The sequence below is a fragment of the Pantoea sp. LMR881 genome (assembly GCF_027157825.1).
In the GTDB taxonomy this organism is placed as follows: Bacteria; Pseudomonadota; Gammaproteobacteria; order Enterobacterales; family Enterobacteriaceae; genus Pantoea; species Pantoea haifensis.
Map to the genome: position 1 here is coordinate 825,740 of NZ_JAPVOK010000002.1, position 21,713 is coordinate 847,452.

Sequence of the window (21,713 nt, forward strand, 5' to 3'; positions counted from 1 at the left end):
GCCTGTTCTGTTACTAAAGAGCGCCAGGCAGAGGCGGCTCACGTATCGCATGTAATCCATAAAAAAAGCGCATCATCCCTGATGCGCTTTTGTCTTTTATTTGCTGTGTGGCCGCTTATCAGCGGCAAAGCTTTGCCCAATCACGCCTGATCGTTGTTAAGGATCAACTGACCATTACGGTCCAGTGGAATACGCGTACCAGGATCGTTCTCCATGCGGATTTTGCCCTGTTGATTGCCTATTTTATAGGTCACGTCATATCCCAGCATTTTATCTTGCTTATCGTAGACCGTTTTACAACGCTGTTCAGTTGTGGTGTAAGTGTCACGGTTTTGCAAACCGGCCTGCACCTGGTTACCGGCATACCCACCTGCAACCGTGCCTGCTACGGTAGCAACGTCTTTACCGCGTCCGCCACCAAACTGATGTCCTAACACACCTCCTGCCACAGCACCTAACACCGAGCCTGTAATGCGGTTTTCATCCTGCACCGCACGACGATGGGTCAATGTTACATTACGACACTCCTGTCGCGGCTGCTTAATGCTCTCTTTTATCGGCGTCGCTGACAGCACCTGTGCGTATTGAGGCCCACGGTCAAACACATTCATGCCCGCTACGGCGGCAACACCCAGCGCCGCTGCCATACCAATACCGATACCCGCTAACATTGATTTATTCACAGGACGTTCCTCCTGAAAGTGTCACCGCGCCCTGCTGCTTCACCTTAACTGATGAGGCCTAACCGACGTGCGCGGCCCGCCGTGTTTGTCGATAAAGTTTTGCAGATGGACCGAAATTGCAACATCAGATAAATGGAGGAAATCTGGACGGTGGCCCTCAGGGCCAGCTTTTAGGAGAGTTCTTAGCGGCAGAAAAGGCGCTGATTTCATTAATGAAGGTAATGGATCTACGGTGAAATCAGCGCAATAGCGCGGTTAAAAAGCCGTTAACGCCTCTTAACGTATTAGTGCAGCTTGAGGCGCGGCCGGATCACGCGGTTAAGGCTGCCTACCAGCATCATCAGGCCGGTTTTGAAGTATCCGTGGAGCGCAATCTGATGCATGCGATACAGGGAAATATAGACAAAACGCGCAATACGCCCTTCAACCATCATTGAACCGCGCATCAGGTTGCCCATCAGGCTACCAACCGTACTGAAGCGGGATAGCGAAACCAGCGAACCGTGATCTTTATAGACATAGGCCTTAAGCGGTTTGCCGTTACGCTGCGCCAGAATATTGTCCATTGCACGTGATGCCATCTGGTGTGCTGACTGCGCGCGCGGCGGCACAAAACCGCCAGATGGCAGAGCACAGGATGCACAGTCGCCAATGGCATAGATGTCGTCATCCAGCGTGGTTTGCAACGTCTCTTTCACCACCAGCTGATTAATGCGGTTGGTTTCAAGTCCACCGATATCTTTCATGAAATCTGGCGCTTTGATACCTGCCGCCCATACCATCAGGTCAGCTTCAATATATTCGCCGCTTTTAGTATGCAGACCATTTTTATCGGCACTGGTGACCATGGTTTGTGTCAGTACGCGCACACCGAGCCTGGTCAACTCCTGATGCGCCGCAGCCGAAATACGCGGAGGCAGAGCAGGAAGAATACGTTCACCGGCTTCAACCAATGTCACATTCAACGCTTCGCTGCCCAGCCCTTTATAACCGTAGCTGTGCAACTGTTTCACTGCATTATGCAGTTCAGCAGAGAGCTCAACGCCGGTTGCCCCACCGCCAACGATGGCGATATTAACCTTACTCACCTGCCCTTCGCTGGCAGAGAATTTAAGGAACTGATTGAGCATTTCATTATGGAAACGACGCGCCTGATGTGGATTATCAAGGAAGATGCAGTGATCTTTCACGCCGGGCGTGCCGAAGTCATTCGAGGTGCTGCCCAGGGCCATGACCAGAGTGTCATAGGCCAGCTCGCGCTGCGATACCAGCACTTCGCCCTGCTCATTGCGTATTTCAGCCAGGGAAATGACTTTCTTTTCACGGTTAATATCGGTCAGTGAACCGAGTTGAAACTGGAAACCGTGATTACGCGCATGGGCCAGATAACTCAGCGCATCAATCCCTTCATCCATCGATCCGGTTGCGACTTCATGCAGCAGTGGTTTCCATAAGTGACTGTGATTGCGGTCGACCAGGATGATTTCAGCCTTTTTCTTACGGCCCAGTTTATGGCCCAGTTGTGTTGCCATTTCCAGACCGCCAGCACCGCCTCCGACGATAACAATTTTCTTAATCGATGTAGTCAACAAGGACCCCCTCAAAATGTGAACCAAAAGTTAATTAATGGTTAAATTAAACCTTAATAAACATAGGGTTGGCGAATTTAAAATCGCAATCTGCTGGCAGAATAGCATGGCGAGAAGTGTTGGGCATACCAAATTTGATTTACATCAATTTTACTACGAAAAACTCAGAGTATTACCTATAAAAATCAGGCATTGCGTGAATGCCTTTAAGTTTAACCCAATGTTTTAAAAGCTTTTATCCGCTGAAGATGTGGGGAAATGTTCTTGAATTTATGACTCTGGTTTTCATCCCAGACGATTTCATAAAAAGGATGCAAAACCTGAGCGATGCGCTTGCTGTCGAGCACCTCATCATGACGGGAAAGAATGGTCAGGCAGCGGTCGCGATTTTTTTCGCGAAAATCAGTGATGCACTTAGTCGCAATATCGACATACTCTTCAGGCCGGTCAATTTTCCCTTCCATGTTTTCATGCGGATAGAGGTTGGGATTGATAATCACCTGCCGCACACCACATAAAAATCCGATGCGCTCTGACCAGTAGCCGCCCAGACCCACACCGCAAATTAACGGGCGACTGTCATCGCACAGCGTTAACATTTTATCGGTTTCTTTGAGCAGAAACTGCATGTCGTGTTTGGGATGGCGGGTGCTGTAACTGATCATCCTGACGTCAGGATCAATGAACTGCAGTTGCAGCACCTTTTCGTGGTTGCCTGGGCTGGTAGAATCAAAACCGTGCAGATAGATAATCATGGCTTTCCTCAACGTGATGAACGCGTCGGGTAGCTTGTGATTACCGCGACGCTTTATGAGCCAGCCAGCGATCCTGTAATGCACTCAGCTGTTGAGCATTGTGTTTCCAGCGTGTGCTCGCTTGCAGGCTTTGATGGTTAAAGGTTCCCTGATGGTACAACTGTGGCACGCGCTCAGCCCCGATCACGGTCAAATTATCCATCACACTGATTGCGCCCTGACGCTGATTACAGACCAGAATCATATCGCAACCGGCAGAAAGCGACTGCTGCGCGCGCTCCGCGTAACTGCCCATGATTGCCGCCCCTTCCATCGACAAGTCATCTGAGAAGATCACCCCGTCAAAACCCAGCGCCTGCCGCAGCACATTTTTCAACCAGTAAGGCGAACCACTGGCGGGCAAATCATCAACCTCAGTATAGATAACGTGGGCTGGCATGATGGCGTCCAGCGCCCGCTCATTGATTAAGCGATGAAAAATTGCCATGTCATGCTGACGCAGGGTGGCTTCATCACGCGGATCGCGTGGCGTCTCTTTGTGCGAATCCGCGCTCACCGCACCATGGCCCGGAAAATGTTTGCCGGTGGTTTTCATACCTGCTTCGTGCATGCCAGCAATAAAGCGGCGTGCGACAGACAGCGCAATGTCAGGATCTTCATGGAAGGATCGATCGCCAATCGCCGCGCTGATGTGACCAATGTCCAGCACGGGCGCAAAACTGATATCAATATCCATGGCGACCATTTCTGCTGCCATTTGCCAGCCAGCCTGCTGTGCCAGCTCACCCGCAGTAGCAATATCATGCAAAGCGGCAAAAGACTGCATCGCAGGCAACGTGGTAAAGCCTTCACGAAAACGCTGTACGCGCCCGCCTTCCTGATCTACCGCCACCACTAACCGGGTATGCGAAGCGGCGCGGATTTGTCGCACCAGCTCGGCAAGCTGTGCCGGATCGTGGTAATTGCGCGCAAAAAGAATCAGCCCGCCCACAAGAGGATGCTTAAGGATTTCACGCTCTTCCGCATCCAGCTCATAACCTTCAACGTCCAGCATCAGCGGACCGGGTAAATCTGTTTTCATAACCTTAATCCTGTGGCTTTGCGCATACGCAAAGCGGTTAAATCTGTTTCCAGCTCTGTTGAGCCAATGTTAATAGCGTTTTTTCGCCGCTTTGCTCAGCGCGCAACTGATACCAGCTGGCCATTAATAAGCGCAGCCACGGCTGCCAGTACGCGGCCTGACGCGCTAATTGCCACAGCGGCAGCTGTGTGGCCTGGCATAACCGATCAACCATTGCTGCTGCTGTTGCGGATCGACAGCGCAGACTGCTGCCAGCTCCAGAGCCACATCACCATCAGCGGCATATTCCCAGTCGATGAGATGCAACTCTCCCTTCGCTGAGACGATATTCCCGGCGTGGACATCCATATGCAAAGGCGCTAACCGCAAGGGTCGTGGCTCTGCCAGGCGGGACAGGCGCTGAAGCGCACGTAACCAGGCAAGATTGCGTTGACGACAGATTTGCCAGTATTGCCATAACAGCGGCAACATTCGCAGACGATAGCCCGTCAAGGGTTGCTGATGCAGTTGCCGCAACAAGGTAATCACCTCTGGCATACGTCGGGTAAATTCGTCAGGCGCGAGCACTTCCCCTTCCTGCCACGGCAATATAATGCCCTGCTGATCCCCTGCCAGCGGTGCCGGGACCAAACCACCACGATGCAGTTTTCGTAAGATGCGAAATTCACGCTGACGATTTACAAACGGAATGGGCCGTTGAGGTGCCGGGCGAGCAACGAGCTTGCCCTGCGCAGATTGAATTTCCAGGCTCTGTCCAGTCAAACCAGGCAATGGCGTCACGCTGGTGTTCCCGTGGTGTTCACCCAGCGTGCGCGCAATCAACAACTGCATAGCGGGATTAATTCTGCGTAGTCCCGTTGCCCGACCAAATGATCTCACCGGTCTGTGCCAGCATTAGCTGCATTTGCAATGTCGGGGTTTTCACCTCGCCCCTGGCAGTGCTGTACAGCACATATTGCGCATTGAGATAGCGTGCCAGGCCAATCGCTTTGCTGCGCGAGTTAAGACTGTCATCCGCTGGCAAACCCAGAGTCTGTTTTGCCTGGTTAACCTGATCGGCAGAGACAAGCGTAAATTTGCCATTATTCTGCAACGCATTCTGAATGGCATCGGTTGCTTTTTCAGTCTGTAACGCGCCATTGGTGCTGTTCTTGATGCGATCCACTAACAGCACATTGCCCGCATCAGCATTTGCAGCGCCCAGCATTTGTGCCACTAAAGGCTGTACGCTGGCATCCCAGTTAATGGTTTTAAGTTTTGGCGGCTGCGGGACAGGCTGCGGCTGAGGTTGCGGAACAGGCTGCGGCTGCGGAACCGGTTGAACAGGTTCAACCGGCTGGGTGGGTTCTACTGGTGCGGGCTGTTGCTGTTTAACCACACAACCTGAAAGAATGAGTGCCATTAGCAGCACTCCAGTACGATTTACACTGCGAATCACTTAACAGTCCTCAGAGATAGAGATAGAGACGAACCTTACTGGCGGTCAGGTTACCGAGTTGGGAGGTCACGGCGAGGCTACCCAACGCAGGAACCGTAACGGTCTGCGCCGGTTCGCGGGGCGTAATTTCCAGCCCTTTGTCGTCATACCAGTAGTAACGATAGTGCACAACTACCGGCGTTTCGCGCTGATTGTAAAGCGTGCTGCTGGCACGCTTCTGTCCATCTTCCTCATCCAGCGCGGGTTCGTCTGTGATGATGCCAGCCGACAGTACCGACGATTCCATCACCAGCGATTGCGAGGTGTTTATCATCGGCTTGTCGCTGCTACAGCCAGCCAGGCTGAGCAAGAACGGCAGGCTTACGAGCCATGGGCGCATAGCAGATTTCCGTTCGAAAGATCAGTTTGACAGCATCGGACCAAGCGGCTCACCGCCCAGCAGATGCATATGGATATGATAAACCTCCTGCCCGCCGTGCTTATTGCAGTTAACGATCAGGCGATAGCCATCCTCAGCAATGCCTTCAGCACGGGCTATTTTGGCGGCGACAGTAAACATCCGGCCCAGGGCATGCTCGTGTGCCTCAAGTACATCGTTCGCAGTTGGGATCAAAACGTTGGGCACAATCAAAACGTGCGTCGGCGCTTTCGGTGAGATATCGCGAAAAGCAGTGACCAGCTCATCCTGATACACCACATCAGCGGGGATCTCGCGACGGATAATTTTACTGAAAATAGTTTCTTCAGCCATGATGCAATTCCTTTAGCCTGAGTCGTAATCAATCAGTATGCGGGACAAATTTGTTTTCTTTCAACCTCAGGACCATTTTTCTTCATCTGTCTGCCTGCCTTTACGCCATTTTAGCGGCCTCGCTCATACCCTGCCTTTTTGCCTCCACTGTCAGCCCAGCAACTCTTGGTAAAATGAAACGCTGTTTTATAAATTAGATTCTCACCCGCCATTTCTTTGTATTACTGCCAGCTATCCGTTTCGGGTTGCTAAATCGCGAAGGTTTAACGGCGCTGGCGGCTCTACTTTCTATCCAATCCGAGTGTGATGTCCGGAGCGAGGAAGGATGTTTTGACTTTTATAACCAGGGAGCAACCACAATGCGCTCACGTAAGATTGGACCCCTCCACTATTTAGCTTATGGCTCAGGCGATTTTCTCGGCGCAGGCACGACGGCGTTGACTGCCGCCTGGCTGCTCTATTTTTACACGACTTTTTGTGGCTTAACCCCGATAGAAGCGACATTGATCTTCGCTGCCGCACGCGTACTCGATGCGGTGATCAGTCCGTTAATGGGCTTTTTGACAGATAACTTTGGATCTACCTGGCCAGGAAAACGTTTTGGCCGCCGCAAGTTTTTTATCCTGCTGGGCATTCCCTGTGTCTTCAGCTATAGCCTGATGTGGATCAGCGACATGAACTTCTGGTGGTACCTCTGTACCTACCTGATTTTCGATATGGTTTACACCATGATTTTGGTGCCATATGAAACGCTGGTGCCAGAAATGACCGATGACTTTAAGCAGAAAACGCGCTTTTCTGGCGCACGCATTGCGCTGGCACAGCTCTCAGCCATTCTGGCGGCGTTTTTGCCTGGTATTCTGCTAGGGGCATTGGGAAAGGATAATCCCCACTCGTTCTTTTATGCCAGCCTGGTCTTCTCGGTGATTTGCGCTTTGGTACTCACGCTGGTGTGGTTTTTTACCTGGGAGCGCGACCCCAGGGATTTTTCTGTGGAATCACGTCGCGCTGAAGAAGAAAAGCGGCAGCTGACATTAATTCAAAGTTTAAAAAGGCTCTATGTCGAGTTGGCTTCTACCCTGCGCATTCGTATTTTCCGTCAGCACCTGGGGATGTATTTAGGGGTTATATCGCGCAGGACGTCTTCAATGCGGTCTTTACCTGGTATGTGGTTTTTGTGCTGATGCAGAGTGCGCAAATCGCCTCTAACCTGATGGGCACCATGGCAGTTTTACAGTTTATCGCTGTGATCGGGATGATCCCGCTCTGCATCCGCATGGGACCTGCGCCTGCTTATCGCCTGGTGGTGATACTTTTTGCCGCCGCAGCCCTCTCCTATGCAGGCTTATGGTATGCCGGTATGAACGACAACTTCTCGCTGCTGTTGTTGATCTCTGCGCTTGCCGGATTAGGTCGTGGTGGCATCAACTATGTGCCGTGGAATACCTACACCTATATCGCTGATGTTGATGAGGTCATTACCGGTCAGCGCCGTGAAGGCATCTTTGCTGGCATCATGACGCTGACGCGTAAAGCCTCGCAGGCAGGCGCAGTGATGTTCGTGGGCATTGTGCTGCAGCTATCCGGGTTCGTTTCCGGTCAAGCTACGCAAGCGCCGGGCGTCAGCCATACCATTCTGGTGATCCTGAGTATCGGCACGGTGTGTGTATTGGCCTGTGGCTTTGTAGTGTCGCTACGCTTCAAGCTAAACCTGCACACGCACACGGTATTACGTGAAGAAACCGTGAAGATGCGTGAGGCGAATCGCGTGTTACCGGAGCGTATCACGCCGGAGGCGCGCCTCATCGTCGAAACGCTGGCCGGTATGCCGTATGAAAATTTATGGGGCAATAACAATATTGGTTTCCTGAATCGCAACAAGCCTGCCGCCCCGCCCTTGCCGAATCAGCGCCCCGCGCTTTCTCCTTTAACCTCGACCCTGAAAAGATAGGAACGACTGATGACTTTATTTCCTGTGAAGCAGAGCGCCCTGCTGCGCCAACCTGAGCATTTGCTGCCGAAAAGCGAACTGGTACAGCTTATTCAAAAGCTGACGCAAAATTTGGTGAATATTACTGACGAAACCGGCGAGTTCTTACTGCATCTGGATGATGGTCGCGTTATTGATACCAAAGGCTGGGCAGGCTGGGAGTGGACGCACGGCATCGGTCTTTACGGTATGTTGCACTATTATCAGCAAACGGGCGATCAGCAGACGCTGCGCATCATTGATGAGTGGTTTGCGCAGCGCCTTGCTGAGGGTACGCCGACAAAAAACGTCAATACCGTTTGCCCGTTTTTGACCCTGGCGTATCGCTATGAAGAGACCGGTAATGCGGCCTGGCTACCGGTGCTGGAGCGTTGGGCAGAATGGGTCATGTATGAAATGCCGCGCACCGAGCAAGGTGGCTTACAACACATTGTTTATAACAACGAGAATCATCAGCAGTTATGGGACGACACCCTGATGATGAGTGTTATGGCGCTGGCAAAAATCGGGCAACTCCTGCAGCGTGAAGAGTGGGTAGAAGAAGCCAGCTATCAGTTTTACTGCACACGCAATATTTAATGGATCGTGAAACCGGTCTGTGGTTTCACGGCTGGAGTTTTGAAGGACGACATAATTTTGCCCAGGCGCGCTGGGCACGCGGCAATAGCTGGCTCACCATTGTTATTCCCGATTTTTTAGAGATGATGAACTGGCCGCAACATCATGCGACACGACGCTTTTTACAGCAGGTACTGGAAAGTCAGGTCAAAGCGTTGCAGGCCTGCCAGCATAGCAGCGGGCTGTGGCATACCTTGCTCGACGATCCTGAGAGCTATCCTGAAGCCTCCGCCACTGCGGGCTTCGCATACGGCATTCTGAAAGGCATTCGTAAACGTTATCTGCCGGAGGCTTATCGCGAGATGGCGGAAAAAGCGTTGCGCGGCGTGATCGCTAATATTGACAGTGATGGCGAATTAAAGCAGGTGTCGTTTGGAACGGCCATGGGCAGCGATCTCGATTATTACCGTGATGTGCCGCTCACGTCGATGCCTTATGGTCAGGCGATGGCGCTGCTTTGCCTTACTGAATATTTACGGGTTTATCTGTAAACAACGGACATAAAAAGCCCCTGTTGCAGGGGCTTTTCTTTTGTTGATTACATGCTGCGGATGTAATCATCCATATCTGTTTTCAGGTTATCGGACTTGGTGCCGAAAATCGCCTGAACACCAGAGCCAGCCACCACCACGCCACGGGCGCCGAGGTTTTTCAGCTCCGTCTGATCAACTTTGGCGACATCTGCCACGCTCACGCGCAAACGTGTGATACAGGCATCAAGGTTAGTAATATTCTCTTTACCACCGAACGCTGTTACCAGCTTGCCCGCCATTTCGCTGCCGGTTGCTGAAGATTGCTCACTGGTACTCTCTTCACGGCCTGGGGTTTTCAGATCCAGCTTAGCGATTAAGACGCGGAACACGGTGTAGTAGATCAGACCGTAAATGATACCGATAATCGGGAACAGCCAGATTTTGCTGCTGTTACCGCTCAGTACAATAAAGTCGATCAGGCCGTGCGAGAAGCTGGTGCCATCGCGCATGCCGAGCAGAATACAGATGGGGAATGCCAGGCCTGCCAGAATGGCATGGATCACGTACAGAATCGGTGCCACGAACATGAATGAGAACTCAATCGGCTCGGTGATACCGGTCAGGAAAGAGGTCAGGGCGGCGGAGATCATGATGCCACCAACTTTCGCACGGTTTTCCGGTTTGGCTGAATGCCAAATCGCTATCGCTGCGGCAGGCAAGCCATACATTTTGAACAGGAAGCCGCCAGACAATTTACCCGCCGTTGGGTCACCCGCCATATAGCGAGGAATGTCACCGTGGAATACCTGACCTGCTGCGTTAGTAAATTCACCGATCTGCATCTGGAAAGGTACGTTCCAGATATGATGCAGGCCGAAAGGCACCAACGCACGTTCAACCACACCGTAGATACCAAACGCCACAACCGGGTTCTGATAAGCGGCCCACTGTGAGAATTCCTGAATGGCAGCACCCACCGGTGGCCAGATAAAGGAGAGCAGCACGCCCAGCACAATCGCGGTCAGGCCGGAGATGATCGGCACAAAACGTTTACCCGCAAAGAAGCCCAGATATTCCGGCAACTTGATGCGATAAAAGCGGTTGAACATATAGGCCGCAATAGAGCCGGCAATAATCCCGCCTAATACCCCGGTATCGGCCAGATGTTTAGCTTCTATTTCCGCCGCCGGTAAATGCAGCACCAAAGGTGCAACAACCGCCATGGTTTTCACCATGATGCCGTAGGCTACTACTGCCGCCAGTGCAGAAACGCCGTCGTTATTAGTGAAGCCGAGCGCAACACCAATGGCAAAAATCAGCGGCATGTTGGCAAACACCGATCCGCCCGCTTCTGCCATTACATGCGAGACCACCGCAGGTAACCAGCTAAAATTCGCCGAACCCACCCCTAATAAAATACCGGCAATCGGCAGAACCGATACCGGCAACATGAGCGATTTACCGACCTTTTGTAGGTTGGCAAAAGCATTTTTGAACATAGCCTGAAGCTCCTGAGTATGAGTGCATTTTCGCGCAGTACGCGTGGCAGGGAGGGAGGATCCCTTACCGGGTTGGCGATGAACGCCTTTTGATTTATTACGAAGCGTAAAATAAATAGATAATTCTTACTTTGACGGCTATCACGTTTCCAGAAAAGTCCCGCGCTGCCTGCCGCTATTTTTGCCTGACTGACAGGAATTATTGGCAATAAAACGCTGGCCTTGTCACACTTTTCAAGGCCAGACGAGCGTTATTCGGATTAATTACGAACTTTGAAATAATTAACTGTCAGCCTGTAAACGGCTCATGGGAACATGGAAGAGCTCGGAAAAGTTTTGTGTGGTGGCAGCGGCCAGGGTTTCAATATCGACCCCTTTTAACACCGCCAGATATTCTGCCACGTCGCGCGTGTAAGCGGGCTGATTTTCTTTGCCGCGAAACGGCACGGGTGCCAGATAAGGTGAGTCGGTTTCCACCAGCATGCGATCAAGTGGCACATAGCGCGCGGCTTCACGCAACTGCTCTGCGTTGCGGAACGTGACGATGCCAGAGAACGAGATATAGAATCCCATATCCAGCAGCTTAGCGGCAGTGGCCTGATCTTCCGTAAAACAGTGGAGAACGCCACCGCACTGCTCAACCTGCTCTTCACGCAAAATAGCTAAGGTATCTTCGCGTGCATCGCGCGTGTGCACAATGATCGGTTTATTCAGTGCGATACCGGTACGAATATGTTCACGAAACGACAGCTGCTGCTGCGCTTTGGTTTCCTGCTGGTAATAGTAATCGAGCCCGGTCTCGCCTAACGCCACCACTTGCGGATCGGCTGCCAGGCGACGAAACTCTTCAACATCATAAGCCTCTTCCTGATTTAACGGGTGGACGCCACATGAAAGCGCAATATTTTTCCGCTCGCCTACTAATGCTTTCAGGGTATGGAAGCCCGGCAAGGTGGTCGCAATCGCCAGCATAAATTTCACGTCACGTGCAGCCGCTTTCGCAATGACATCGTCTAAATCACGATGATTTTTTTCATAATCCAGGCCATCAAGATGGCAATGGGAATCCACTATAAACATACATTTTCTCGTTTAGATTTAGCCGACCAGGGCAGGTTTCATTTTTTCAGCCCAGCTCAACAGGCGGTCGGTTAGTAATAATTCCCGGTTAACTGCAGCGACATGCAGGATCTGCTCACGACATAGCATCCAGTCATGGGCGCTGGCATTGAGCGCGCTGGCGGAGAAATGCTGCGCTAACAGCGCGACGAGATCCTGGCGATCCACATTACTTAACCACTGGGTTGCGCCCTGCTGCCACTTCATGGCGTCTAACAGTAAAGATAACAGCCAGCCGATGCGAACCGCAGCATCCTCACTGTTAAGTGCAGGCAACAGCTGTAAAATATCCTGTTGCAGCGCGCCTGGCAGTGCATCACACAATTTCTGCCGGGCCTGTAGACGGGCGGGTTCAAATAAATTTAATGCAGCAGCAGGCGCGCCCGCACTGAGCCGCAGTGCAGCCAGCAACACCTTATCATCCTGTGAAGTCTGTTTTTTTAGCCAGAGTAGCGTTTGTGCTTCATCGGGCGGTGACAAATGCAGCGTCATGCATCGGCTACGTAGCGTGGCTAACAGGCGGGAGGGTTCGCGACTGCTTAAGAAAAACCAGCTATTGGCCGGAGGCTCTTCCAGTGTTTTAAGCAAAGCATTGGCTGCTGCTTCGCTCAGCTGGGCGGCATCAGGCAACCAGACCACTTTTGCACCGCCCTGCTGACCAAAATGGTACATTTTTTCAGTTACCTGACGTACCGCATCAATTCCCAGCGTGCTTTTGCCTTTTTCCGCTTCCAGCCGATACCAGTCAGGATGCGTATTGGCCTGCATCAGCTGGCAACCATGACAGTGACCGCAACTCTTTAAGCCTTCTCGTTGCTGACACATCAGCCAACGGCTTAGTCCCCATACCAGCGCCTCATCGCCCATGCCATCAATCGCCTGGATTAACAAAGCATGATGACCACGTCCGCCCTGATGCTGAGTAATAATTTGTCGGTAAGGCTGATTCAGCCACGGATACCAGTTCATGCGGCCTGTTCCGCCAGCCAGGATAACAAATTTGCCTTAAGTGACGCTGTCACTTCATCAAGATTTTTCGTGGCATCAATAATACGGATCCGGCTGTCTTGTGTAGCAAGTGCCAGGTAGCGTTCACGTGTGCGCTCAAAAAATCGTAACGACTCTTTCTCAATGCGATCTAACTCACCGCGAGCCCTGGCGCGTTGTAAACCAATTTCGGGCGTGACATCCAGATATAACGTAAGATCCGGGCGGAAATCACCTAATACAGCGTCGCGTAAGGTCTGCATTAAAACAGTATCGAGACCGCGGCCACCGCCCTGGTACGCCTGAGAAGAGAGATCGTGACGATCGCCGATCACCCACGCACCACGCGCCAGCGCCGGTTTGATCACGTTTTCGACGAGCTGGACCCGGGCTGCATAGAGCATTAACAGCTCGGCTTTGTCGGTGACCTGTTCCCCTTCGATACCCTGTTTCACCAATACACGCAGCTGCTCAGCCAGAGGCGTACCGCCGGGCTCACGCGTAAACACGATCTCTTCAATCCCCTGCTCACGCAACGTTTCAACAATGGCATCACGCGCGGTGGTTTTTCCAGCGCCCTCAAGGCCCTCAATGACGATAAACTTACTTTTCATTTTTTTCCTTCAGGGCCAACCGGTATGCCTGAACCGCACGATTGTGGCTGGCAAGATTGGTGGTAAACGTATGCCCGCCTTTGCCATCAGCAACAAAATAGAGGTAATTCGTTTTTTCCGGATGTGCCGCCGCGTCTAGCGAAGCTTTACCCGGGATCGCTATCGGTCCCGGCGGTAATCCGTTAATGATATAGGTATTGTAATCGGTTGGCGTCTCGAGATCTTTTCGCGTTAACGTCCCGTTATAGCTATCCCCCATCCCGTAAATAACGGTGGGATCGGTTTGCAGCCGCATACCGGTACGCAAGCGATTGATAAATACCGAAGCGACTCTGGCCCGCTCTGCAGTGACACCTGTCTCTTTTTCAATAATCGATGCCATGGTAACCAGATCCTGCTCATTTTTATAAGGCAGATTATCGGCACGTCCTTTCCATACTTCATCAACGGTGGTGCGCATGCGCGCATGGGCACGCTGCAGCAGCGAGAGATCGGTGGTATTGGCCGTATAAAGATAGGTATCCGGGAAAAAGCTTCCTTCAAGCTGATTCTGATCAAGCCTGAGAACATCCGCCAGCGTGGCAAATTGATCATCTTTCAGGGTGTGTTTGATATAGGGGGCGGCGCGCAGCGTTGCCAGCCACTCTTTAAGTCGCTGCCCTTCAACAAAGCGCAAAGGAAATTGTGCCTCTTTACCACTCGCCAGCAGTTGCAGCAAACTGCGCACGGTCATGCCCGTTTCCAGACGATAAGTACCGGCTTTAAACGTGGCTAATTCTGGCTCAAGTTTGAGTAGCGCGCCAAACCAGATACTTTCGGGAATGATATGCTGGCTTTCCAGCTGCGCTTCCAGTGCTACACGACCCGTTCCGGCAGGCAGCGTATAAATTTTTTCCTGGTTCAGTGTTAAAGGGGTCGAGGCGAACTGCTTAACCTGCCAGTAACTGAAGGCAGCAGCGAGACCCAGAATCGCCACCGCAGCGACGATAATTTTTTTACTTCGACTCATTATGCTTCCATTTTTTTACAGCTTATCTGCAATTGATTAAACAGCGAACGCTCAGTAAAGTTCACCGAATCGATCTGCCGTACCGGCAGCACCGGCATTAATGCATTACAAATAATCACTTCATCCGCAGCCAGCACATCCGCAAATTCACGTTGCACCACCTGACAGTGCTGACCTGACGCCTGCATTTCTTTTATTAAGTAGCGGCGCATAATGCCATCTACTCCCGACCGTTCCACTTCAGGAGTAAATACTGTATCGCCTTTGCGCCAGAATAAATTGGCCGCACAGCATTCCACTACGTAACCTTGAGTGTCAAGCACCAACGCTTCATCCGCATCAGTCTGATCAAGATGGGCACGGATCATGACTTGCTCAAGACGATTAAGATGCTTTATTCCAGCGAATTGTGCATTACTGGCAAGCCGGACAGGGCTCAACGCAAGTTTTACACCCTGCTGCTGTAAGGTCAGATAGTGCTGCGGCCAGGGTGAAGTGGACAGGATGCGTGTTGGCAAGCCGCAACCTTTACGGCTGTAGCCACGCCCACCAACTCCTGCGGTGATAATCACTTTCAAAACCGCCAGCTGCTCATGTCGGGCGACATGTCGCATTTCATTTTTCAGTAGCGTCCAGTCAACACCAGCCAGCCATAACCGCTTACAGCTTTCCTGTAGCCGCTGTATATGCTGCTCAAGTAACACTATTTTACCCTGCCGCACTGCCGCTGTGGTGAAGCAACCATCGCCAAATTGCACTGCGCGATCGCTGGCGGGAAGCTGGTTTTGTTCAATGCCGTTTATCCACATCGATGACTCTCCCGTTACAAAAGCGCACACGCTTAGCGAGTCCGCAAAGAGTGATGCTGTCCAGAGCGGAAAAAATATAAAAAGGCCCGCATTGCGGGCCTTTTTAGCAATTAGCGTCGATTACACTTTACGGAAAATGAGCGATCCGTTGGTGCCGCCGAAACCGAAAGAATTACACAGCGTGTATTCCAGACCACTTACCTGACGTGCGGTATGCGGTACGAAATCGAGATCGCAGCCTTCATCCGGATTGTCGAGGTTAATGGTGGGAGGAACAGCCTGATCGCGCAGAGCCAGAATAGAATAAATTGACTCAACGGCACCGGCTGCGCCCAGCAGGTGACCCGTCATGGATTTGGTTGAGCTCACCATGACCGTTTTCGCTGCTTCACCAAAGACCGATTTCACCGCTTGCGCTTCCGCTTTGTCACCCGCTGGCGTTGAAGTGCCATGCGCATTGACGTAGCCGATTTTCTCAGGAGAAAGCTGTGCATCGTGCAGCGCATTGATCATGGCAGCTGCAGCACCTGAACCATCTTCCGGCGGTGAAGTCATGTGATAAGCATCGCTGCTCATCCCAAAACCAACCACTTCCGCGTAGATTTTCGCGCCACGTTTTTGGCATGTTCATACTCTTCCAGCACAACAATACCTGCGCCGTCGCCGAGTACAAAACCATCACGCTCTTTATCCCACGGGCGACTTGCCGCTTGTGGGTTGTCGTTACGCGTAGAAAGGGCACGCGCTGCGCCAAAACCACCGACACCCAGTGGGGTACTGGCTTTTTCAGCACCGCCTGCCAGCATGACATCGGCATCGTTATAGGCGATGATACGCGCCGCATGACCGATGTTATGCACGCCAGATGTACATGCCGTCGCGATCGAAATGCTTGGACCTTTCAGGCCATACATGATGGTTAAATGTCCCGCCACCATGTTAACAATGGTTGAAGGCACAAAGAACGGGCTGATTTTACGCGGGCCGCCGTTCACCAGTGAAGTGTGGTTGTCTTCAATCAACCCCAATCCACCAATGCCGGAACCAATGGCTGCACCTACGCGACCTGCATTTTCCTCGGTTACCACTAAACCGCTGTCCTGCATGGCCTGAATACCAGCAACGATGCCATATTGGATGAACTCATCCATCTTGCGTTGATCTTTACGCGAGATGAAATCATCACAATTAAAATTTCTCACTAAGCCAGCAAAGCGAGTTGCGTAGGCACTAGTGTCAAAATGGTCGATCAGGTTAATGCCGCTCTGACCGGCAAGGAGAGCACTCCAGGTAGACTCTACGGTATTGCCGACAGGAGACAACATGCCAAGACCGGTCACAACTACACGACGCTTAGACACGTTCGTCCTCCAGGGAGGGGAAATAAGAACTATGTGGGACAAACATAAAACTCAGGCGGTCGAGAGACCGCCTGACGGTATTCATTAGCCTTTGTGGCTATTGATATAATCGATCGCTGCCTGAACGGTAGTGATTTTCTCAGCTTCTTCGTCTGGAATTTCAGTATCAAACTCTTCTTCCAGAGCCATTACCAGCTCAACGGTGTCAAGAGAATCAGCGCCCAGGTCTTCTACGAAAGATGCAGAGTTGGTCACTTCTTCCTCTTTCACACCCAGCTGCTCACCAATGATTTTCTTAACGCGTTGTTCGATATCGCTCATACTATTTAATTTCCTATCAAAACTCGCTTTCGCGATGGTTTTCGTAGTGTATAAAATGTTGAAAAAGATGCAACAAAATCCCGGCTGGTCAAACCACGATTTTACGCTATTTTGCGGTTTTCACCGCAAATAATGCAAATGATTTCGTGATTATCAGACCATGTACATGCCGCCATTGACGTGCAGCGTTTCACCTGTGATGTAGGCTGCTTCGTCAGAGGCTAAAAATGCAACAGCATTGGCGATTTCTTGCGCTTCGCCTAAGCGACCCGCCGGTACTTCCGCCAAAATACCAGAACGTTGATCTTCGTTCAGTGCCCGCGTCATGTCCGTCTCAATAAAGCCCGGTGCGACGACGTTGACCGTAATGCCACGTGACGCGATTTCGCGCGCCAGTGATTTGCTAAAGCCAATCAAACCCGCTTTTGCTGCCGCGTAGTTTGCCTGACCCGCGTTACCCATGGTGCCAACAACGGAACCAATGGTGATGATACGGCCCACACGTTTTTTCATCATGGCACGCAATACCGCCTTAGAAAGACGGAAAACGGAAGAGAGGTTGGTATCAAGGATATCCTGCCACTCATCGTCTTTCATGCGCATCAGCAGATTATCACGCGTAATGCCTGCATTATTGACTAAAATGTCTACTTCGCCAAATTCAGCGCGAATTTTCTCTAAAACACTGTCGATTGATGCGCTATCTGTCACGTTAAGCAGCAAACCTTTGCCACTGTCGCCCAGGTAAGCACTGATAGCGTCGGCGCCGCTCTGGCTGGTTGCAGTACCTACAACTTTAGCACCTCGTGCGGCCAGCGTTTCCGCAATCGCACGTCCAATGCCGCGACTCGCGCCGGTTACCAGCGCAACTTTACCTTCAAAGCTCATGTTTTTCCTCTTATTCCTGTCCGAGTGCAGCGTGTAATGACGCCGTGTCGTTAACCGCTGCTGCTGTCAGGCTATCCACAATACGTTTGGTCAAACCGGTCAGAACTTTACCTGGACCCATTTCCAGTAACTGCGTCACACCCTGTGCAGCCATGGATTCAACGCTTTCTGTCCAACGTACCGGGCTATAGAGTTGACGCACCAGAGCGTGGCGAATAGCTTCAGCATCGGTTTCTGCCTTGACATCAACATTGTTGATAACGGGCACAGACGGTGCGTTAAAGTTAATTTTTTCCAGCGCAACCGCCAGTTTATCAGCCGCAGGCTTCATTAGTGCGCAGTGAGAAGGCACGCTGACAGGCAGTGGCAGTGCGCGCTTGGCACCAGCCGCTTTGCAGGCTGCACCGGCACGCTCTACCGCTTCTTTGTTGCCAGCAATAACAACCTGGCCCGGCGAGTTAAAATTCACGGGCGACACAACCTGACCCTGCGCGCTCTCTTCGCAGGCCTGGCGGATAGCGGCATCATCCAGACCGATAATGGCTTGCATTGCGCCTGTTCCTTCCGGCACCGCTTCTTGCATCAGTTTGCCGCGCAGTTCGACCAGTTTGATCGCATCAGCAAAATTCAATACGCCAGCACAAACCAGCGCAGAATATTCGCCCAGGCTGTGGCCTGCCATCAGCGCGGGTTGCTCACCGCCCTGCTGCTGCCACACGCGATAGAGGGCAACAGAGGCTGCCAGCAGTGCCGGCTGCGTTTGCCAGGTTTTATTTAACTCTTCAGCCGGACCCTGGCTGACTAACTGCCATAAATCGTAACCCAGCGCGTCAGAAGCTTCACGAAACGTCTCTTCAACTAACGGATACGCTGCGGCTAATTCAGTCAGCATTCCCACTGTTTGTGAGCCTTGTCCCGGGAAAACAAATGCAAATTGCGTCATCTTTATTTCCTGTCAATCAAAAACGAACCAGTGCAGAACCCCAGGTGAAACCGCCACCAAAAGCTTCCAGCAAAATTAAATGTCCGGGTTTGATACGGCCATCACGTACCGCTTCATCCAGTGCACTTGGCACTGAAGCAGCAGAAGTATTTCCATGGCGATCTAAGGTGACAACCACTTTATCCATGGTCATGCCCAGTTTTTTCGCGGTTGCGCTGATAATGCGCAGGTTGGCCTGATGCGGTACCAGCCAGTCGAGCATTTCGCGATCGAGATTGTTCGCCTGTAGCGTTTCATCAACGATATGTGCCAGCTCAGTGACGGCCACTTTAAACACTTCGTTGCCCGCCATAGTGAGGTAAGCAGGCTGATCCTGCTGCGCACGATTATGGTAGGGCAGCGTCAGCAATTCTGCGTAACGGCCATCAGCATGAAGGTGCGTTGAAATAATACCCTGCTCTTCACTTGGGCCCAGCACCACTGCGCCTGCGCCATCACCAAACAGAATGATAGTGCCGCGATCGTTAGGATCAAGGGTGCGGGCAAGCACGTCAGCACCAATCACCAGCGCATGTTTTACCGCACCGTTTTTGATGTACTGATCGGCCACGCTCAGTGCATAAGTAAATCCTGCACAGGCCGCCGCTAAGTCAAAGGCAGCGCAATCTTTAATGCCCAGCGTATGCTGGATCATGCAGGCTGAACTCGGAAAAGCATGGCTGGATGACGTCGTGGCAACAATAATCAGGCCCACGTCATTGGCATCGACACCCGCCATTTCCAGCGCACGCTGTGCAGCTTCAGCACCCATGCTGGCTACCGTTTCATCGGGTGCAGCAATGCGACGCTCACGGATGCCGGTACGGGTTACAATCCACTCGTCCGACGTCTCGACCATTTTTTCCAGATCGGCATTAGTGCGAACCTGGTTGGGCAAATAGCTGCCCGTACCGATAATTTTGGTAAACATCTAGGCTTTGTCACTCCTGGCTAATACAGCGTCAAGGCGCGCGGCAATTCGTTCAGGAACTTGCCGCCGCACCGCCTGCTCTGCCTGTTCTATCGCCACGGCGAACGCACGTTGATTCGCTGCGCCATGACTCTTGATCACTGTTCCGCGCAATCCTAGCAGACAAGCGCCATTGTACTGGTCGGGGTTGAGGTGACCAAAGCGTTTCGCCAGACGTTTTTGAACCCAACGTCCCAGCAACGTCAACCACCATGACCGTTTTTTACCTTCCCTGGCGATTTTAGCAGCGAAAGGAACATTCTTATCACGCCTTCCATGGTCTTCAATGTGACGTTTCCAACGAAACCATCACATACCAGTACATCCGTTTTACCCGTGAGAAGATCGTTACCTTCAAGGTAACCAATATAGTTGATTTGCGCTGATTCTTTCAGGACAGCTGCCGCTTCGCGGATAGTGTCGAGTCCTTTAGTCTCTTCCTGACCAATATTGAGCAGCGCCACGCGCGGTTTATCGATGCCCAGCACCGCCTCCGCCATCACAGCGCCCATCAGCGCAAATTGCACTAACATTGTACTGTCTGAATCAACATTGGCACCTAAATCCAGCACCACTGTTTTACCCTGCTGCTGATGAGGCAACACGGACATCAACGCCGGACGTTCAATACCGTCCAGCGGTTTTAGCATTAATTTAGCCAGTCCCATCAGCACCCCCGTATTTCCGGCGCTGACGCAGGCCTGTGCACGCCCCTCTTTCACCAGTTCCAGCGCCACGCGCATTGAACTGCCGCGGCTGTTACGAATGGCCTGAGCGGGTCGCGCATCACTTGCAATAACCGATTCGGCAGGTACAACCTGCAAACGCCCCATCAAGGAGGAATCCGCTTTGGCAAGCAATGGCGTGAGAATGTCGGGATTGCCGACTAAAAGAAGGTGTAGTTGCGAATGAGAGGCCAGTGCCTGCAATGCTGCAGGCACTGTCACGCAAGGACCGAAGTCCCCGCCCATGGCATCAATCGCCAGGGTCAAACGTGTCAAGGTATCGCCTTGCTAAACGCAAGTCTTATTTAACGATAACCTTGCGACCGCGGTAGTAACCATCCGCAGTGATGTGGTGACGCAGATGAGTTTCGCCAGAAACTTTATCTACTGACAGAGTGGTGGTGGTCAGCGCATCGTGCGAACGACGCATGCCACGCTTAGAACGGGTGGGTTTATTCTGTTGTACGGCCATGGACCTTACTCCTATTACTTACGCTTTAAACTGGCTAATACGGCAAATGGGTTTGGTTTTTCCGCCTCTGCAGGCAATTTGCCAAAGACCATGTCCGCCTCGGACACTTCACAGTGTTCAGAATCATGCACCGGAACGACAGGCAGCGCGAGGATCACTTCATCCTCGATCACAGCCAGCAGATCGATCTCACCATATTCGTTGACATCGACCGGCTCGTACGCTTCCGGCAACGCTTCGGCCTGCTCATCAGAAGAAACAGGACTGAAGCAATAGCTTACGTGGACATGATGCGGAAACGGCTGGTTGCAGCGTTGGCAACGCAACGTTACTTGTACATCAGCAGTACCGGTAAGTACCGCCAAACGTTGACTGTCAACCGCAAACGACATGGCACAATCTACATCACTGTCCACACTAACGACCGACTCAGCCACGCGCTCCACCTGTTCAGATGTGTACACACCTTGATAATCAAGGCGTTTTTGAGCGGTGCGGACGGGGTCCAGCGTTAGGGGTAATTTTACCTTTTGCATAGGGCGCGCATATTAACTTTGTAATGTCATAGAGTCAAAGAAA

General features: G+C 51.9%; 19 protein-coding genes and 5 pseudogenes. 2 read left to right on the forward strand and 22 right to left on the reverse strand.

The window, feature by feature from the left end; all coding sequences use genetic code 11:
* Window positions 1-140: 140 nt before the first annotated feature.
* From O3W44_RS05700 to hinT, 8 genes and pseudogenes are all read right to left on the reverse strand, one after another.
* Window positions 141-683 carry a glycine zipper 2TM domain-containing protein gene (locus O3W44_RS05700; RefSeq protein WP_269292316.1) on the reverse strand — a complete coding sequence of 181 codons (543 nt, stop codon included), beginning with the start codon at window positions 681-683 and terminating at the stop codon, window positions 141-143.
* A 284-nt stretch (window positions 684-967) separates the two neighbouring features.
* Complete coding sequence (locus O3W44_RS05705; RefSeq protein WP_269292317.1) at window positions 968-2,272, reverse strand: NAD(P)/FAD-dependent oxidoreductase; 1,305 nt, start codon at window positions 2,270-2,272, stop codon at window positions 968-970.
* Between the two features lie 212 nt (window positions 2,273-2,484).
* The gene (gene ycfP / locus O3W44_RS05710) at window positions 2,485-3,027 is read right to left on the reverse strand and encodes an alpha/beta hydrolase YcfP (protein WP_269292318.1); all 543 of its coding nucleotides are present in this window, start codon (window positions 3,025-3,027) and stop codon (window positions 2,485-2,487) included.
* Window positions 3,028-3,067: 40 nt separating this feature from the next.
* Complete coding sequence (gene nagZ, locus O3W44_RS05715; protein WP_269292319.1) at window positions 3,068-4,108, reverse strand: beta-N-acetylhexosaminidase; 1,041 nt, start codon at window positions 4,106-4,108, stop codon at window positions 3,068-3,070.
* 37 nt (window positions 4,109-4,145) lie between these two features.
* A pseudogene (gene thiK, locus O3W44_RS05720) lies at window positions 4,146-4,987 on the reverse strand (thiamine kinase).
* The gene (lpoB, locus tag O3W44_RS05725; protein WP_269292320.1) at window positions 4,947-5,546 is read right to left on the reverse strand and encodes a penicillin-binding protein activator LpoB; all 600 of its coding nucleotides are present in this window, start codon (window positions 5,544-5,546) and stop codon (window positions 4,947-4,949) included. Before lpoB ends, thiK begins: the two are co-directional and overlap by 41 nt.
* A 10-nt stretch (window positions 5,547-5,556) precedes the next feature.
* Window positions 5,557-5,925 carry a YcfL family protein gene (locus tag O3W44_RS05730; protein WP_269292321.1) on the reverse strand — a complete coding sequence of 123 codons (369 nt, stop codon included), beginning with the start codon at window positions 5,923-5,925 and terminating at the stop codon, window positions 5,557-5,559.
* A 21-nt stretch (window positions 5,926-5,946) separates the two neighbouring features.
* Window positions 5,947-6,297 (reverse strand): purine nucleoside phosphoramidase, encoded by a 351-nt coding sequence (hinT, locus tag O3W44_RS05735; RefSeq protein ID WP_269292322.1) that lies wholly within the window; start codon window positions 6,295-6,297, stop codon window positions 5,947-5,949.
* 359 nt (window positions 6,298-6,656) lie between these two features.
* Here hinT and O3W44_RS05740 point away from each other — a divergent pair.
* Both O3W44_RS05740 and bglB read left to right on the forward strand, forming a co-directional pair.
* Window positions 6,657-8,248, forward strand: a pseudogene (locus tag O3W44_RS05740) (MFS transporter).
* Window positions 8,249-8,257: 9 nt separating this feature from the next.
* Window positions 8,258-9,396 (forward strand): annotated as a pseudogene (gene bglB / locus O3W44_RS05745) (beta-galactosidase BglB).
* Between the two features lie 47 nt (window positions 9,397-9,443).
* Here bglB and ptsG read toward each other — a convergent pair.
* The 14 genes and pseudogenes from ptsG to yceD all read right to left on the reverse strand — a co-directional run bounded on the left by ptsG (window position 9,444) and on the right by yceD (window position 21,670).
* The gene (ptsG, locus tag O3W44_RS05750; RefSeq protein WP_269292323.1) at window positions 9,444-10,877 is read right to left on the reverse strand and encodes a PTS glucose transporter subunit IIBC; all 1,434 of its coding nucleotides are present in this window, start codon (window positions 10,875-10,877) and stop codon (window positions 9,444-9,446) included.
* 282 nt (window positions 10,878-11,159) lie between these two features.
* Window positions 11,160-11,957 (reverse strand): metal-dependent hydrolase, encoded by a 798-nt coding sequence (locus tag O3W44_RS05755; protein WP_269292324.1) that lies wholly within the window; start codon window positions 11,955-11,957, stop codon window positions 11,160-11,162.
* A gap of 18 nt (window positions 11,958-11,975) precedes the next feature.
* On the reverse strand, window positions 11,976-12,965 hold the full coding sequence (gene holB / locus O3W44_RS05760; protein ID WP_269292325.1) for a DNA polymerase III subunit delta': 990 nt from the start codon (window positions 12,963-12,965) through the stop codon (window positions 11,976-11,978).
* On the reverse strand, window positions 12,962-13,597 hold the full coding sequence (tmk, locus tag O3W44_RS05765) for a dTMP kinase (RefSeq protein WP_269292326.1): 636 nt from the start codon (window positions 13,595-13,597) through the stop codon (window positions 12,962-12,964). The genes holB and tmk overlap by 4 nt, the downstream gene beginning before the upstream one ends.
* On the reverse strand, window positions 13,587-14,606 hold the full coding sequence (gene mltG / locus O3W44_RS05770) for an endolytic transglycosylase MltG (protein ID WP_269292327.1): 1,020 nt from the start codon (window positions 14,604-14,606) through the stop codon (window positions 13,587-13,589). The genes tmk and mltG overlap by 11 nt, the downstream gene beginning before the upstream one ends.
* The gene (pabC, locus tag O3W44_RS05775; protein ID WP_269292328.1) at window positions 14,606-15,415 is read right to left on the reverse strand and encodes an aminodeoxychorismate lyase; all 810 of its coding nucleotides are present in this window, start codon (window positions 15,413-15,415) and stop codon (window positions 14,606-14,608) included. Before pabC ends, mltG begins: the two co-directional genes overlap by 1 nt.
* 120 nt (window positions 15,416-15,535) lie before the next feature.
* Window positions 15,536-16,776 (reverse strand): annotated as a pseudogene (gene fabF / locus O3W44_RS05780) (beta-ketoacyl-ACP synthase II).
* Between the two features lie 84 nt (window positions 16,777-16,860).
* Window positions 16,861-17,097: an acyl carrier protein gene (gene acpP, locus O3W44_RS05785; protein ID WP_269292329.1), complete on the reverse strand. Its 237-nt coding sequence runs from the start codon at window positions 17,095-17,097 to the stop codon at window positions 16,861-16,863.
* A 153-nt stretch (window positions 17,098-17,250) separates the two neighbouring features.
* Window positions 17,251-17,985 carry a 3-oxoacyl-ACP reductase FabG gene (gene fabG, locus O3W44_RS05790; RefSeq protein ID WP_269292330.1) on the reverse strand — a complete coding sequence of 245 codons (735 nt, stop codon included), beginning with the start codon at window positions 17,983-17,985 and terminating at the stop codon, window positions 17,251-17,253.
* A gap of 10 nt (window positions 17,986-17,995) precedes the next feature.
* Window positions 17,996-18,928, reverse strand: a complete 933-nt coding sequence (gene fabD, locus O3W44_RS05795; RefSeq protein ID WP_269292331.1) for an ACP S-malonyltransferase — start codon at window positions 18,926-18,928, stop codon at window positions 17,996-17,998.
* Window positions 18,929-18,944: 16 nt separating this feature from the next.
* On the reverse strand, window positions 18,945-19,898 hold the full coding sequence (locus O3W44_RS05800; RefSeq protein ID WP_269292332.1) for a beta-ketoacyl-ACP synthase III: 954 nt from the start codon (window positions 19,896-19,898) through the stop codon (window positions 18,945-18,947).
* Window positions 19,899-20,938: pseudogene (plsX, locus tag O3W44_RS05805) on the reverse strand (phosphate acyltransferase PlsX).
* 25 nt (window positions 20,939-20,963) lie between these two features.
* Entirely contained in the window at window positions 20,964-21,134 is a 171-nt protein-coding gene (gene rpmF, locus O3W44_RS05810; protein ID WP_034939285.1) for a 50S ribosomal protein L32, read from the reverse strand.
* 14 nt (window positions 21,135-21,148) lie between these two features.
* A complete protein-coding gene (gene yceD / locus O3W44_RS05815) occupies window positions 21,149-21,670 on the reverse strand; it encodes a 23S rRNA accumulation protein YceD (protein ID WP_269292333.1) in 522 nt (173 codons plus the stop codon).
* Window positions 21,671-21,713: the final 43 nt, after the last annotated feature.

Excerpts from the sequence above, each read along its gene's own strand:
- rpmF (WP_034939285.1), bottom strand. The coding sequence starts at position 21,134 with ATGGCCGTACAACAGAATAAACCCACCCGTTCTAAGCGTGGCATGCGT.
- nagZ (WP_269292319.1), bottom strand. The coding sequence starts at position 4,108 with ATGAAAACAGATTTACCCGGTCCGCTGATGCTGGACGTTGAAGGTTAT.
- O3W44_RS05730 (WP_269292321.1), bottom strand. The coding sequence starts at position 5,925 with ATGCGCCCATGGCTCGTAAGCCTGCCGTTCTTGCTCAGCCTGGCTGGC.
- ptsG (WP_269292323.1), bottom strand. The coding sequence starts at position 10,877 with ATGTTCAAAAATGCTTTTGCCAACCTACAAAAGGTCGGTAAATCGCTC.
- fabD (WP_269292331.1), bottom strand. The coding sequence starts at position 18,928 with ATGACGCAATTTGCATTTGTTTTCCCGGGACAAGGCTCACAAACAGTG.
- pabC (WP_269292328.1), bottom strand. The coding sequence starts at position 15,415 with ATGTGGATAAACGGCATTGAACAAAACCAGCTTCCCGCCAGCGATCGC.
- tmk (WP_269292326.1), bottom strand. The coding sequence starts at position 13,597 with ATGAAAAGTAAGTTTATCGTCATTGAGGGCCTTGAGGGCGCTGGAAAA.
- hinT (WP_269292322.1), bottom strand. The coding sequence starts at position 6,297 with ATGGCTGAAGAAACTATTTTCAGTAAAATTATCCGTCGCGAGATCCCC.
- ycfP (WP_269292318.1), bottom strand. The coding sequence starts at position 3,027 with ATGATTATCTATCTGCACGGTTTTGATTCTACCAGCCCAGGCAACCAC.
- holB (WP_269292325.1), bottom strand. The coding sequence starts at position 12,965 with ATGAACTGGTATCCGTGGCTGAATCAGCCTTACCGACAAATTATTACT.
- O3W44_RS05800 (WP_269292332.1), bottom strand. The coding sequence starts at position 19,898 with ATGTTTACCAAAATTATCGGTACGGGCAGCTATTTGCCCAACCAGGTT.
- mltG (WP_269292327.1), bottom strand. The coding sequence starts at position 14,606 with ATGAGTCGAAGTAAAAAAATTATCGTCGCTGCGGTGGCGATTCTGGGT.
- O3W44_RS05755 (WP_269292324.1), bottom strand. The coding sequence starts at position 11,957 with ATGTTTATAGTGGATTCCCATTGCCATCTTGATGGCCTGGATTATGAA.
- acpP (WP_269292329.1), bottom strand. The coding sequence starts at position 17,097 with ATGAGCGATATCGAACAACGCGTTAAGAAAATCATTGGTGAGCAGCTG.
- yceD (WP_269292333.1), bottom strand. The coding sequence starts at position 21,670 with ATGCAAAAGGTAAAATTACCCCTAACGCTGGACCCCGTCCGCACCGCT.
- fabG (WP_269292330.1), bottom strand. The coding sequence starts at position 17,985 with ATGAGCTTTGAAGGTAAAGTTGCGCTGGTAACCGGCGCGAGTCGCGGC.